The organism is Chitinophaga arvensicola (genome assembly GCF_900110835.1).
Lineage (GTDB): Bacteria > Bacteroidota > Bacteroidia > Chitinophagales > Chitinophagaceae > Chitinophaga > Chitinophaga arvensicola.
Genome location: NZ_FOJG01000001.1, coordinates 3,850,587 through 3,865,400 on the forward strand (window position 1 = coordinate 3,850,587; position 14,814 = coordinate 3,865,400).

12 protein-coding genes are annotated in these 14,814 nt (G+C 49.1%); 3 read left to right on the forward strand and 9 right to left on the reverse strand.

Annotated features, from left to right (window positions below; translation table 11 throughout):
- Positions 1–28: 28 nt before the first annotated feature.
- The 5 genes from BMW79_RS15860 to BMW79_RS15880 form a co-directional block, all read right to left on the reverse strand.
- Entirely contained in the window at positions 29–1,279 is a 1,251-nt protein-coding gene (locus tag BMW79_RS15860) for a DUF5689 domain-containing protein (protein WP_089896362.1), read from the reverse strand.
- Between the two features lie 29 nt (positions 1,280–1,308).
- On the reverse strand, positions 1,309–2,754 hold the full coding sequence (locus tag BMW79_RS15865) for a SusD/RagB family nutrient-binding outer membrane lipoprotein (RefSeq protein WP_089896365.1): 1,446 nt from the start codon (positions 2,752–2,754) through the stop codon (positions 1,309–1,311).
- A gap of 27 nt (positions 2,755–2,781) precedes the next feature.
- The gene (locus tag BMW79_RS15870) at positions 2,782–6,195 is read right to left on the reverse strand and encodes a SusC/RagA family TonB-linked outer membrane protein (protein WP_218150320.1); all 3,414 of its coding nucleotides are present in this window, start codon (positions 6,193–6,195) and stop codon (positions 2,782–2,784) included.
- Between the two features lie 10 nt (positions 6,196–6,205).
- Entirely contained in the window at positions 6,206–7,195 is a 990-nt protein-coding gene (locus BMW79_RS15875) for a FecR family protein (RefSeq protein WP_089896366.1), read from the reverse strand.
- Between the two features lie 222 nt (positions 7,196–7,417).
- Complete coding sequence (locus BMW79_RS15880; RefSeq protein WP_089896368.1) at positions 7,418–8,008, reverse strand: RNA polymerase sigma factor; 591 nt, start codon at positions 8,006–8,008, stop codon at positions 7,418–7,420.
- Positions 8,009–8,149: 141 nt separating this feature from the next.
- Here BMW79_RS15880 and BMW79_RS15885 point away from each other — a divergent pair, with 141 nt between their 5' ends.
- From BMW79_RS15885 to BMW79_RS15895, 3 genes are all read left to right on the forward strand, one after another.
- Entirely contained in the window at positions 8,150–8,545 is a 396-nt protein-coding gene (locus tag BMW79_RS15885) for a hypothetical protein (RefSeq protein WP_143059174.1), read from the forward strand.
- Between the two features lie 12 nt (positions 8,546–8,557).
- Positions 8,558–8,884, forward strand: a complete 327-nt coding sequence (locus tag BMW79_RS15890) for a DUF1493 family protein (protein WP_089896372.1) — start codon at positions 8,558–8,560, stop codon at positions 8,882–8,884.
- 296 nt (positions 8,885–9,180) lie between these two features.
- On the forward strand, positions 9,181–10,134 hold the full coding sequence (locus tag BMW79_RS15895; RefSeq protein WP_177192191.1) for a terpene synthase family protein: 954 nt from the start codon (positions 9,181–9,183) through the stop codon (positions 10,132–10,134).
- Here BMW79_RS15895 and BMW79_RS15900 read toward each other — a convergent pair.
- The 4 genes from BMW79_RS15900 to BMW79_RS15915 all read right to left on the reverse strand — a co-directional run bounded on the left by BMW79_RS15900 (position 10,131) and on the right by BMW79_RS15915 (position 14,811).
- Complete coding sequence (locus BMW79_RS15900) at positions 10,131–11,867, reverse strand: hybrid sensor histidine kinase/response regulator (RefSeq protein WP_089896377.1); 1,737 nt, start codon at positions 11,865–11,867, stop codon at positions 10,131–10,133. The genes BMW79_RS15895 and BMW79_RS15900 overlap by 4 nt on opposite strands.
- A gap of 95 nt (positions 11,868–11,962) precedes the next feature.
- On the reverse strand, positions 11,963–12,496 hold the full coding sequence (locus BMW79_RS15905; protein WP_089896379.1) for a c-type cytochrome: 534 nt from the start codon (positions 12,494–12,496) through the stop codon (positions 11,963–11,965).
- Positions 12,486–13,136 (reverse strand): SCO family protein, encoded by a 651-nt coding sequence (locus BMW79_RS15910; protein ID WP_089896382.1) that lies wholly within the window; start codon positions 13,134–13,136, stop codon positions 12,486–12,488. Before BMW79_RS15910 ends, BMW79_RS15905 begins: the two co-directional genes overlap by 11 nt.
- Entirely contained in the window at positions 13,126–14,811 is a 1,686-nt protein-coding gene (locus tag BMW79_RS15915) for a cbb3-type cytochrome c oxidase subunit I (RefSeq protein WP_089896383.1), read from the reverse strand. The genes BMW79_RS15910 and BMW79_RS15915 overlap by 11 nt, the downstream gene beginning before the upstream one ends.
- Positions 14,812–14,814: the final 3 nt, after the last annotated feature.

The window sequence follows — 14,814 nt, forward strand, 5'->3', positions numbered from 1 at the left end:
GTTGCGGCCTCTTTCCAGATGATGATTTTTAATAGTTCAATTGCTGGAAGATGGCGACATCTTCTATGCTAAGCCGCCCGTTGAGGATATCTACGCCGTTGGAGGCGCCGAGGCCCAGCTTACAGATGCGGAAGCGAACCGGCCCTTTGATATCTACCAGGAAAGTAGCTGTTTTTGCTACCGGCCCGGCGTCCTTGATATTTTTCCCGGTTACGGTCCAGGTAACACCGTGATCGGTGGAATACTGGAGGTTCCAGGTGCTGCTGGCATCGGTATAGTAGGCGCCGTAAGACAGCGTCACTTTCGACGCACCACTGGGCAGGTCGTAGTTCATCTGTACATAAGCGGGGGTAGACAGGTTTTGTTGCATACGGATACATTGCTTACCGGCAGGATTGAAGCGGTCGCGGTCTTTTGTATTCGCAAGAATAGCCTGGTCGAGGAGCCACAGGCCTGTTTTCAGGTTTACGACAGCGGCGGCATAACTTCCTTTTGCGGAAGCATCCGGTGATTCAAAATCTTCCGGATAACCGGTATACAACGGACCGCTGGCATTGCTTACATCGCTGATAGTACGCAGGTATAATTGTTTGGTGGTATTATACAGTGGTATGCCGGTAAAAGTGGCGCTGGCGGGCATTTTGTCGTTGGCAAAAGCGGCGCTGGCTTCCGTGTGCAATACAATGGAAGAATCTAGTCCGTCATACAGCGCTTTGTCGCCCGCATACACATCCGTAGGTGCCGGCAGTTGTTTGAAGTCGGCGTTTACCTTTACAAGTGTGCCTTCATAACTGGAAAAATTGGTAGCCAGGTCGGAGAGGGAAGTGGATTTGATTATCACAACAGCCTTTTGTTTCAGTACCTTGATTTTATCCGCAGCTACACCACTGATCTGTAGCGAGCCTTTGTTGCTGATCAGCGTACTGCCGATCACGTTAATAGTAACGGAATCGCCTATACTCACCGGTACTTTGCTGTTGTTGCCGAGGGCAATGGTAATACCCCGCATGTTGCCCCTACCGATATCCTGAAGGATGAAATTCCCCGCAGGCAGGTTACCGGAGCTGGTATCCGAAATTACGACACCGTTGATTCTTTCCGCACCCTGGAGGTGATTCGTGGTCAGCTGCAATGCTTCACCGCGATAAGTATTTCGCAGTACTTCCACCGAAGCCACCGGGCTGGGGGTACCATGTGCGTAGTCAATATCCTTCTTTAAACAGCCACCCAGGGCAAGGCATACAAGCAATGCTACCGGGGAGAAAGAGGTTTGTTTCATTCGTTGTTGTATTTATCTGTTTAAAAGAATCAGTTTTTGTTCCACCATACTTTGATGTTCAGGTCATCGCCTCCCATGGCGTCCACGGCTTTCTGGTAGTTGGTGCGGTTGAGTGACTGCACGTATACCGGGTATTTGAAGCGGGATGGCATCTGGCCGTTGTTCTGGAGGCCCGGGCCTTTGGGCAATACCGGGTGACCGGTACGTCTGTATTCATGCCACTGCTGAAAATCAGTGAAGAAGAGGGTATAGTATTTCTGCAGCATGATCATTTCCATTTTATCTTCTGTGCCCAGTGCGCTGTTCCATTTAATTCCTTCTTTGTCGAGGTAACCGGCCGGCATAGCCAATCCCCAGAGCGTGATGGCTGCTTCCACGCCTTTGTTGTAGTAGGTTTTCGGATCGCCGGAGAGGTATCCTTTTACGGCAGCTTCTGCCAGCGTGAATTGCAGCTCCGGATAGTTGAGAATATTTCCCAGCAGAGGTTCATCCTTCAGGGCCGCGAGGTAATAGGATTTGCGGATGGGAATATCGCCGGGTGCATATCCGCTCGGAATGCCTTCATAGGTGCCGTTTACTGTGGCCGCCCATTTTGCAATGCGTGGATCGCCCCATTCTTTCAGGTTATTGATGAAGAAGGTAGAGAGGCCATTGTCGCCGTTGAAATCAAAGTCGCGGTACGTATTAAAAGCAGAAGTATAAGGCGCTACCGTGGTAAACCGGAGTATGGCCGATTCGTCGTTATTCGCAAAGATGGGATAGTTGCCGGCATTGGTTTCTACCATCTCTTTAATTTTGGCGGCAGCATTCATTTCCGGTTTGCCGGACACGCGCAGGAGTAAACGCAGGTAGAGGGCATTACCAAACTTTCTCCACTTCGCCGGATCGCCTTTATACAAAGGATCCATAGGCTGATCGGCTGCGCTTAATGCGGTACCTGTGGAGAGCAGGGTATTGGCATCTTCCAGTTTGCGGAACAGGTCTGTATAAATATCTTTCTGCTGATCAAATTTAGGCTGGTAGATGGTTTCGCGGCCACGGTTGGCTTCTGTGTAAGGCACATCACCAAACATATCCGTTAACAGGGAGATGGTCCATACATCGAGGATTTCACCGATACCCATATACGTATTGGATTTGATGAATTGTCCTCCTTTGTACATATCGAGGAAGTTGGTGCGTTCCTGGTACCAGTTGTTCCACATGTTATCGGATTCGCCCGGGCGGATCACATAGCGGTGAATTTCATCTGAGTTGGTAGTGGTCACGTGGTCCTGCATCAGTTCATTGGTGAGGCGGAGGGCACGGGTCTGGTTATTGTTGACCACACTATACAGCGCCGGCGCCAGCAATGTTTCAGGTGTGGCTACCGGAGAAGTATTCGGGTTATCGTTGATTTTTATAAAGTCCTTTTTACAGGCGCCCATACCCAGGGTCACTATCAGGGAAAAGGCGGTGATTTTTATATGTTTCATGATGATAGCTCTTTTTGCGTTGAAATATTAGAAGGATGCCGTGAGGTTGATCCCGAAGCTCCGTGTGGAGGGGAACTGACCGATTTCAAAGCCGGCGTTGATATCACCATCTCCCAGGGTACCAAATTCCGGATCGAAGGATGGCCATTTGGTAAATACCAGCAGGTCACGGCCGTAGATACCGATGGTACCTTTGGTAAATCCTATTCTTCGCAGGAATTGTGGGGGCAGGGAGTAGTCCAGCCTGGCTTCGCGCAGTTTGATAAAGTCGGTTGCAAACAGGTTGGCTTCAATATTATCGCGTTTGAAGTGTTCTGAATAGTAGGTCTGGATATTGGCGGCTACCACATCGTTGGGGCGGTAGGTACCATCTTTGTTCACCTGCACGCCATCGCCGATAATACCGTTATAACGGCCGGGGATGGTCTTTTTCAGCTTTCCTTCTTCTGCCAGTACGGAGTGGGTGAGGGAATAAGCCTTGCCACCAGTTTGTCCGTCGAACAGGAAGCTGAATCGGAACTGTTTATACTGGAAGGAGTTGTTGATACCGGCTTTCCAGTCGGGGTTGGTATTACCCAGGTATTTGGCGGTTTCTGCCAGCACCGGGTAGCCCTGACTGTTATAGATAATCTGTCCGTCGGGAGAGCGTTGGTAGCCCAGTCCGTAGATATCGCCCATGCGGCCGCCGGGGCGGGCTTCAATAGAACCACGGCCGGCTGGACCGGTAGACATTACGAAGGTTTCAATATCATCGGGCAGGGAGCTGATGCGGCTGCGGTTAGCGGCAAAAGTACCGGTGATGTTCCAGGTAAGTCCTTTTGCTTTTTTGATTGGCGTGCCGTTGGCTTCTATTTCGATGCCTTTGTTGATTACCGTACCCGCGTTCACGATAGTACCTTTAAAGCCGGTGGCTTTATCGAGCGGCGCCTGGATGATCTGGTTATTGGTATTGTTCTGATAGAGGGTAACGCCAAAGCCTACACGGTTTCTGAGGAAACTGGCGTCTATACCAGCTTCTACACTGATGGTTTTCATCGGCTTCAGTTCGGGATTGGCAATATAATCCGGGTTGGCCAGTCCGCCGGGAAATAATTCCTGGAGGTAACCGAAGCGGGTAAAGTAAGGCGTAGTACCGCCGCTGCCTACACCGGAAACGGAGGTGCGTAGTTTCAGCAGGGAAATTTCCACCGGCAGTTTAAACATATCCGACAGGATGGCGGAGGCGTTCACCGAAGGATAGAAGAAAGAGGTGTTATTGGTGGAGGTTTCAGATGCCAGGGTACTGCTCCAGTCGTTACGGGCGGTTACATCGAGAAACAGGTAGTTGTTGTAGCTGAACTGTGCCAGTCCGTAGAAGCTGTTTACCGCGTACTCTGAGCGGTATGGCAGCGCAATCAGGTTATTTTTGCTGTTGGCCAGGTTGTATACACCCGGATAGCGCAGCTTATCGGCCCGCACTTCATCTTTGTTGTAGAAGTTGTGCATCTTGCTGCCACCTGCGGATACGGTCATATTAAATTTATGGCCGAGTGCGCGGTTGTAACGCAGGAGGAAGTCGCTGTTCAGTTCACGGGAATAAATATTCTGCGTTCTGAACATGCCATCCACAAATTTCTGTGTGTTCTTGGGGCGTTGCTGGGAGCGGCTTTCAGTGCTGTAATCCAGCGACGTGCGCACCATCAGGCTCAGGTCTTTTGTGAAGTTATAGGTAGCAGAAATATTCCCGATCACGCCGTTGCGGTTTACCTTATTGAGCATTTCATATGCCTGCAGGTAAGGATTGTCGAGTAAGCTGCTGAAAGGACGGTTCTGCGCCAGCTGTTCCTGGCCGGGCAGCCATGGATCCCGGAACCAGTCGAGGTTACCATTGGGTACCATTCCCCGGATAAAGTACATGATGGTCTGGTTGTTATAACCGGAGGAGGGCAGGTTATCGCTTTTTTTGTTGGTATAATTTACTTTGGTAGAGATCTGTAATTTGTCGGACACTTTATGATTCACGGCCAGTGCCACGGTGTTCCTGCCATAGCCGGTATTGGGTACAATCCAGTTGTTGTTCAGATTGGTATAGGATAAACGGATATTGGTTTTATCGTTACCGCCTTCCAGGGTCACGCTGTTAGTGAATGTTTTGGCGGTTTCGAAGAAATCTTTGCGGTTATTTTTATAAGGTACCCAGGGGGTTCTTTCTGTGCCGCCGGTGTGTGTAACGGGGTCGTACTGATAATACAGCTGCCCGTCGAATTTAGGCCCCCATGCGGAGCTGGTGCTCCGGGTGCTGCTGCCGTCGGCAGTGTTGCCATAGGAATACCAGGTATCCTGGCCGGAAGCGCCCTGACCGTATTCATATTGATAATCCGGCCAGCGGTTGATGGTTTCAAAAGTGGCGTTGGAGTTAACGGTTACGCCTAAACCTTTTTTCACTTTACCGCTTTTGGTGGTAACGATGATGGCACCGTTTGCACCGCGTGCACCGTACAATGCTGCGGCACCGGGACCTTTCAGTACAGATACGCTTTCAATATCATCGGGATTGATATCATTCAGACTGGTACCAAAATCGGTAGGGGAGTCACTGTCGAGATAAGAACCGCTGCCATTACCGGTTTGCTTACCACTGCTGCCGTTGATGATCACGCCGTCTACCACAATGAGCGCTTCGCTGCTACCGCTGATGGAGTTTTCACCGCGCAGGATGATTTTGGTGGAACCGGCAGGACCGCCATTGGCTTTGAGCATATTCAGGCCGGCTACTTTACCGGTGAGGGCGTTGGTCCAGTTGTTACTCATGGCATCGGTGAGTTGTTCGTTACTCACTTTGCTCACGGCATATCCCAATGCTTTCTCGTCGCGTTTGATACCGAGGGCGGTAACCACTACACCTTCCAGCTGCGTTACATTCTGTTGCAGTTTGATTTTCAGGTTAGAGGCATTGCCTGCTACGGGGAGGGTAAAAGGATCCAGTCCGATGGCACGGAAGAATACCTTGCTGCCCACCGGCACCTGGAGATCGAATAATCCGTTTTCGCCGGTAACGGCTACCATTCTGCCATTCACACTGATGCTCACACCGGGCAGTGCGCCATCGTTGCCGGTGCCCGTTACCATGCCTTTTACGGTCACGTTTCCAGCAGCGGTGGTATTTTTATTTTTTATGTAGATGTTATTGTTTTGCCATTTTACTTCGAGGCCGGTTTGTTCCGCGATGAGAGATAATAATTGTTCGAGCGACAGGGAGTTGGCCGGCAACTGCAGGTCGTGTGGTGTTCCCAGGATTTTGTCGTCGTACATCACCGCGATTTTTTCTTTTTGCTGCAGGGTGTGGATGAGTTCCTGCAGGGAAACACGCTGTTTGTTTAACCGGATCATACGGGAGGCGGTTTGCGCCCATAAAGAACCGGTGAGCAACAGGCAACATAGTCCGCCAATAATTTTTTTCATATCGGGTTGTTTATTTTTTGTGATTGCGTTTTAAAGAAAGCAGGATGCTGTCGGGTGTAATGTCATAACTCACACCGGCCAGGAAGCTAAGTCCTTCGAGTACCGGCTGGAGGCCATTGTCCTGTACGTTACCGGTAAAGGATACCTGACGTGGCGTACCCTGGATCACGACTTTGCGGTTGTACCAGCGGGACAATTTTGCAGCGATACTTTGCAGGTCGTCGTTTTCAAATACCAGCTGATTATCCCTTACGGCAGTGATATGATCCAGAGAGGCGCTGTCGCTGTGCATGGTATGCGTTACCGGGTTGTAGGTGATGCGTTGCATGGGTAGCAGGTTGATGTTCATTTTTTCCGCCTGCACATTGATTTTACCACTGGCTACGGCTATTTCCTGTTGGGCATGTTCGCGTGCGCTGATGCTGAAAGCGGTACCCAGCACCGTGATGGTCGTTTGAAGGGTGCGCACCTGGAAGGGCTTATCCGGACTGGCGGCTACATTGAAAAAGGCATCGCCGGTCATGATGAGCTGCCGGTTGGAAGTGTTGAAAGCGTGGGCATCGTACTCAAGAGTAGAATTGTATTGCAGCCATACTTCCGTGCCATCGGGCAGGGTGATCATTTGTTTGTTTTTGCCCGTGGTGGCCAGTTTCACCATTTCTACGGGCGTGCGGGCAGCATGTTGTTTCCAGAGCCAGCCCATACCCGTTACCAGCAAGGCGAGTGTAGCAGCGGCACTGTAACGGATGATGCGGCGAACCGGTAATCTGCGTATAACCGGCGCCGTATCTGCTTCCTGGTTCATGGCTGCCTGTATGCGTTCCCAGTGAAAGTTGGCGTGTTGTTGATCCGCAGCGGCTTCCAGGGCTTGTTTTCTTTTCACCAATGCTACCAGGATATCGCGGTTTTTGGGCGATTCCTGTAACCAGGCAGCAACCAGTTCGCGTTCTGCTGCGTCTGACAGTTCCTGTATATAGCGGAATAATATTTTTTCGTTCAATGTAGGCCGTTTATTATAGAGGAGCCTGTGGTGCGGGGAAATTCCTGTGAATATGTGTTAAGGAATTATTAACAAGGGGAAATGCTGTGTGGTATTGCGTTTTGCCAGGTTTATTTTTTCGGGAGATGTCAGGAAAGGGGGCATCTATGTCGCAAATGCCGGGTCGGGCAAAGTGTGTATCAGCGTTTACAGGCGTGGCGTATTTTCATCTCCCGAAAAAAACTAGGCAGGTAGCAGCAGCACGAGCGTACCTATCATCAGGCCCATTTCACAATCCTGTGCAGTCAGCTGACGGATTTTAATTTCTTCCTGTAGCAGGCGGATGGCGGTATTCAGCTGATATTCTACTTTTTTGGGCGTAATATTCAGCACCTGTGCAATTTCTTTATTGGTAAGTCCCAGTAACTTCAGGTCAATGATTTCTTTTTTTACCGGGTCGAGGAGCGCCAGCAAGGCATGGAGTTTTTCCCTGGATTCTTTATCATCCAGGGCGGCATCGGGAGTATGGGAGGATATGGCTTCTTCCATATGATCTTCACTGATGGAGAGGGTTCTGGCCGATTTGTCGCTGTGTTTCTTGCAGCTTCTTCTGGCAGCTACCAGCAGGTAGTTTTTTATATTGGTAGTAACGCGGATGCCTGCACGCTGCCGCCACAGGTTGGCAAACAGTTCCGCTGCAATGTCGCGTGCAGCTTCATAATCTCCGGTGAAGGAATAACAGTAGCGGCTCACCAATACAAAATATTCGTCATACAAAACCCTGAAAGTTTGCTGATCCCACGCCGCCCCATTTGATGCTGATACAGATTCCATATAAGGGCGCAAAACTAGCCAAGCGGGTAGTTAGTTGTGAGTGCTGCCGGATAATTTAATGTAAAATTCACATGGGAGGGGGATTGGGCATGCGGGGGAGAAATGTTACTTTTAAGCGTATCCATCTTTAAGCAGGTAATAATGAAATTTATATTCTTGTACCATGGTTGCAGTTTACTGCTCTTATGCCTTGTTAAATTGCTTCCGGGCGCCCCTTCTATGGAAATTTTTGCCGGGCTGCTATGGTATTATCTGGAGAGCCTGGTGTTAGGGCTGGTGTTGTCTTCAATTGTATGGAAAATATTTGACCGCAAAGTCATCAGTCCGGGACGGCAGATGCTTATCAATGCGTTGATGTGTATTTTGCTGATCAACCTGTTCTCCTGGATCTCTTACCGTGGTTTTGCGACGGGAGGACTGATAGCGAAATTAAGAGAAGGAGTTGATTTTTATGATACGTTATTGCTGATACATGTAATAGCGATAGCGGGTTTCCTGATAAGTTCGCTGACAAGGAAGTATATTTTTAATACCTGATATTAAGTAAAGATGGTGGTTGAAAATAGAGATTTATCCGGATTATGGACTGACCTGGTGGTCTTTTTACACGAACAGTCCCATGCTTATGAAGTAAATATTACGCCGGATACCGCCATAGAAGATGATCTGGGAGTAACAGGAGAGGATGGGGAAGAGTTGATAGTGGCCTATAGTAAAAGGTACCAGGTAGACATCACCGGTTTTTTGTTCAATAAGTATTTCTTCCCGGAACCGTTTGTAAATACAATGCCCGATCACGTGGCGCTGCTTACGGCTGCACATCTTCTGAAAGGAATAACAGCCGGGCGACTCGATGAGGCGGTGATAAACAGTTAATTTAAACGAAATCCGGTAAGACATTGCTGATGATATTGCCGCTCTTTTTTTACTAACAAACCACTAATAACCACCCCGCCGCAGCCGCCCTGCGGCGTTTTTATTTCCATCAAAACCGCTTTCCGCTAACGCTTTTTTACAGACTTTTGTCATAACGTATCTGCTTATCTCTGCCAGGATAGCCGATGAATATGCTCAATGTTTGAATGTCAACCATTTATAGATCCGGCCAGTGGCCCGGACTATCCCTATTTGTATATGCTGATTCTTTTTACATCAATAAACGCAAAAACATCATGGAAGCGAACACCCTCCAGATTCCGTCATTGGAATTTCCGACCCCCTCTGCCATCAGCCCTTTGGCAGACGACGTGCAGGCGCACTCATTTAAATGGGCACACGAATTCCGCCTGGAATCACCCGAAAAGCTAAAGCGGTTCAACAAAGGTAAATTTGGCTGGTATGCCGCCCGCGAATATCCAGCCGCCAGCTATGAGGAACTATGCCTGGTAGGTGATCTGATCACCTGGCTGTTTACGATCGACGACAAATGCGACCGCTTTTCCTCCGGAGGTATAGAAGCCGGCTGGTTACAGGACATGCTGAACGGCTTTATCTCAATTATGGAAGATGGCCAGAGCAGCGTTGACACACCGCTGAACGAAGCGCTGGTGAATATCAATCAGCGTTTCTCCCGGATCAGCAGCACTTATCTGTACTCGCTGTATGCCCGGGAAATGGTCTCCTATTTTGAAGAATGCCTATGGGAAACGGAGATGCAGAAAGGTAATTACAGTCCTTCGATTGGCGAGTATTTACAGTGGCGCCCCAAAACCGGCTTCTACATTATGTTTCCGCTGGTAAGTATTTTTGGAAAGATTCATCTGCCGGAAGAAGTATATGAAAACGAGCTGGTGAAGAAAATCGAGTTAATGCTGAACCTCACCGCCAACCTGGCCAACGACCTGCATTCCCTGGAACGGGAAAGAGCATTGAAAACAAAAGGTCTGAACCTGGTACTGATCTATGAACAGGAGCTGAACATCCCGCTGGAAGGCGCTATACAGCAGATCTCCGAGGAGTATCACCGTAATTTGCAGACGCTGGAAGAATACCGGGGCAGCCTTCCTTTCTGGAGCAGGGAGATCAATGCGCAGCTCGATTTGTATATCGATGGGTTGTATATCGCCATCAAAGCGTATTTCGATTGGGCATTGATTGATACGGAGCGGTACAAAAGTAAAGCTTAGGTTGTAACAGATTTTGCCGGGAGATGCTTTATCATTTCTGTATAGAGGTCTTCAAAAGAGAAGGGCTTGTTGAAGTAGGCGTGGGCGCCTGCCCGTAACAGGTCTTCTGCCTCGTTACTGTATTTGTTAAAGGCATCTCCCGATATTACAATAAACGGCGTGTCGGCAAAGCCGGGCTGGGCACGCAGCTGCAGGAGGAATTCCTTCCCGCTCATTACCGGCATCTGTGAGTCGGTGATGATGATATCCGGTTTTTCGCTAAGAGCCGCTTCCAGTGCTTCCTGGCCATTGGCTTTGAGGATAGTGTGGGCGCCTCCTTTACTGACGAATTGCCGGATCACGTATTGGTTCATCTCATTATCATCTACAATCAATACTTTTAATCCTTCGAATTCATTCTTTTTCAGTTCAAATTTTTTCTCCGTCGTTTTCTGCGGAGGAGCTGCTTTGAAAGGAACCGTACATTCAAAGATGGTATGCTGATCGGTGGTCATTACGCGGATATCTCCTTCCAGTAAGGTGATGAGCTGACGCGTGAGATGCAGTCCTATGCCGGTGCCGGAAGCAATGTGATTGCGTTCCGATTCGAATGCGTGAAATAGTTTTTCCATGCGCTCCGGTGCGATCACGCCTTCATTCATCACCCGTAAACAGAGCAGTTGGCCACTGCGGTTTACGTGAATTTCTACCTGTCCGTTTGGAGGAGAAAATTTCACCGCATTGGAAGTAAGGTTATTAATGATTTTTGTGAGAATGAGTTCATCGCTTTCGATATGCAGTTCCGGTAAGTCGTAGCGTAATCTGATTTTTACGCCATGCAGATTGCCGGTGTATTGATTCATCGCCATACATTCTTCCAGGCAATTCCGCAGGTGTAGTGTATTGATTTTTATTTCCAGGAATTTGCCGGCTTCAATGCGTTTGAGGTCCAGTACATTGTTGACAATATTCTTCGACAGCTGACTGGCGGCCAGCAGGTTTTTCAGATCCGGGCCTATTTCTTCCATCACGGGTACCTGTTTGTTTTCTTTGCGGGCCAGTTCCAGTAATTGCGCAATGCCGTAGATACTGTTCAGCGGTGTTTTCAGTTCATGAAACGTTTCCCGGAGAAAGGCCGCATTCATGGCCAGCACATTATTGGATTTATTCAGGTTGTCCATCAGGCGGTTAATTTCCTTCATGAACTGGATAATCACAAATAGGATAAAAGTGAGCATACCACCGGTGGTGCATAGTCGCATGATGTAAGCGGAAGTAGGTGAAATATCCATAGGTCTGATCACCCCAAAATAGGTGTTCGCCTGTATCAGTACCAGCAGCACGGCAATGGCAACCAGTGATACAATCCTGACTTTATGCGCCCTGTAAACCAGGAAAGAGCCGCAGATGAGGAAGATGAGCAGAAAGGCGATCACCACTTCAATAGGTATGGCATTACCCAATAAAGTTGTCCAGTAACCAGCGGCTAAATAATGAAGCGCAAAAAGGGTGAAGTTGGCGGCATCTTTTTTACCCAGTCCGTTCAATGCAATAACGGCCAGCATACCTATGCCTTCCAGCAGGAGGGGCAATAAGATCAGCAGGCTGTTGACCAGCAGGTAAAATACGCCTCCGAGTGCGAACACCAACATACTGGTAAGAAAGGCCAGGGAATTGATAATGATAATGGTTCGTTTTTCAGATTCCGAGGAATGTTGTGTACCAGCGGTTTTAATAGTATTCAAAATATGCATGCGTCACTTTTGAGGGGCAAGGCCATCTATTATTCGTATTCTTCTAAGTTAGCTTCCGGATCAATCTCCAACAAGATACGAATTAACGGAGAAATTCAGGGTTCCTTCTTCTCCTCGATATGTTTTTCATAACTCTTTAAATTCACGAGGAAGATAAGCAGGATAATCATGACTATTACCAGCATAATATAGGCAATCATAAAGGGAAGATTGTAAATCGTGAGTGGCATGAGGTTAGGCTGATGTTGTCCGGGACGGGCAAAGGGCGCATCATCTTTGGGGGCTTTGCCGGCTTCTTCTTTTACGTAAGCGAGAATGTCCCTGATAAGATCGTCGCTTAGATCCGGATGATCGGGCATGGCCACCTGGTTGTTGGCGTTGTATACTGCCAATGCTTCTTTATCACCGGCTTTCACCATGCTCTGGGAGGCCTTTACAAAGCGGATGATCCATTCTTCCGAATGCCTGGTTTCCACACCTGCAAGGGCAGGACCGGTTAGTTTCTTATTTACGTTATGACAGGAAGCGCACCTGGCCTGGAACAATTTTTTACCTGCTGCGGGATCCGCTGCTTTTACAGACAGGCCTGTTACGCACAGGAGAAGCAGGAGCAAATATTTACTGTTCATGTTGCAGTTTTTTGATATCCGCCAGCAGCAGGTTCACTTCCGCAGCAGATGTGCCTTTATAATATCCCCGGATATGCTGTTGCTGATCCAGGAGAACGATATTTTCGCTGTGTATAAAATCATCTTCCCCGCCATCGCCATCGGTAGCGGTGATATACAGCCCTTTTCTCGCGAAGTAGTACAGGTTCTTTTTTTCGCCTGTCAGTAATTTCCACCCGGGAGATGTGATGGCAAAACGTTGTGCGTAGCTGCGTAAGGCGCCAGGGCTGTCTCTTTCCGGATCTACGGTGAAAGAAAGCAGCATGACGGTACTATCTGCTGCTGCGATGCGTTTTAACTGCTGCATCATCGCAGGGCATATCGCCGGGCAAGAGGTGAAAAAATAATTGGCCACTGTTATTTTATGTTGCAGATCCTGGTTGGTAACCGGGATGTTGTCCTGGTCTGTAAACCGGAATGCAGGTAATGACACGGCGTCTTTTTTATCATCGGCCGGTTGGTTATTACTGCTGTAATAGGGCAGTGTGCCGAACTGGTTTTCCGACCACCGTACCACACCCCATGCGAGTAGCGGCAGCGCTATTAACGCCGCCACCGCTGCTTGCCAGGAATATAATATGGAGAAACGTTTACCGCTCATTTTTTGGAAGAATGGGTGTAGGATCGGAAGGCTGATAAGGCGGTGCCTTTCTGCCGGTATTATTCAACGCATCCGAAATAGCCGGCAGATAGGCCATCAGGATAATGATGCCCATCAGCAGCAGCCATGGCCGGAACGTATCAAACAGTGGAATCCTTTTTTCCTCATGCAAACTTTCACTCACCGGAAAATCGATGGTGGAAGGCGCCGTTTGTTTGCGGAAGAAGGTGCCAAAGAAAACGATGAAATAAAGAAATCCCGCAATAAACATGATCCCGCCGCCCGCGAGTCCGAGCATACTGGAAATTACCCAGTACGAATGATACTGCTCACTGGCGGGATTGAGATATGTTAATCCCATATTGGTACGGCGTGGCTCTCCCATGAGGCCACCCCACATCAGTCCTGTTGAGAAGATCAGCACGCCTACCGTCCACAGGTAAGGAATGATGGTATTGATGGTGGGCAGGAATATTTTCTTTCCCGTGAGTTGGGATACCAGGAAGATGGACATGCCCAGGATGGCCAGGAATACGGGTCCGGCCACGGTTAAATGAAAATGCCCGGGAATAAAGGACGTATTATGTACTACGTTGTTCAGGGAATAGGAGGCGTTTACCAGGCCGGTTAAGCCCCCGAAGATGAACAGGATCAGGCCATTGATGAGATATCCGAACAGGAATACATCCTTGCGGAAAAAAGGTAGTTTCCAGATCCAGCGGTACAGGCCTTTTCCTCCCCGCAGGCGGGCGGCATATTCCAGCGAGGCGGCAATGGTAAAAGCCGTGATGAAGCTGGGAATAGCTACGCCAAAGGTGAGGATAGACTGTGTTAGTTTAATGCCCCTGCCGATGGAAGGATCGCCGAACTGGTGATGCACGCCGATAGGGATCGACAGGATCAGGAACATAAAAAAAGCGATGCGGCCGGCCATGCCGGAATAGAGTTTGCCTCCTGCCAGTTTGGGTAGCATGGTATAGAACATAATATAGGAAGGCAGCAACCAGAAATAAACCAGCGCATGGCCAAAAAACCAGAAGAGGGTACGGGCCAGTACTACGTTTACACCGGCGGTCCAACCCAGGCTCCAGGGTACCAGCAGCACCAGTACTTCATAGGCCACGGCAAGTGTACATACAAACCAGATAGTGAAATTAACCAGTGTACCAATCACCGCCAGCGGGGTATTGATATCGCGGTTTTCCCTTTTCCACCGGACGTAGATCACGGCCCAATCCCAGTACGCCACCCAGGAGCCGATGATCAGCATGGCCGTACCGATATAAAAAGCGGGATGCGCTTTCAATGGCGGGTAGAACGTATACAGTACGGAGGCCTTGCCCGACAGCATGGCGGCAGCAGCCAGCAACGTGCCCACTACCATCAGGATGAGCGACAGGGTAGTAGCCCTCGGGTTGGGTTCTTTTTTCAGGTAAAAAGCAATGGTGGCATGTCCGAATGCCACCGCGAAAAAGGTGGTAAGTACTACCGCGTTGATTACGCCATGAAGGGTTAAACCCTGGTAGTAATCCAGTTTGGCCACGGAGGCCTGGTGAATAACCCCCGCGCGGTAGATGACCTGCATCAGCCCGTGGTAAATGCCAATGGTGAGTAACAGTACCGGCACAAATAACTCGGCCAGTATCACGTTCTTGAGGAACCTGCTTACATTCATCCT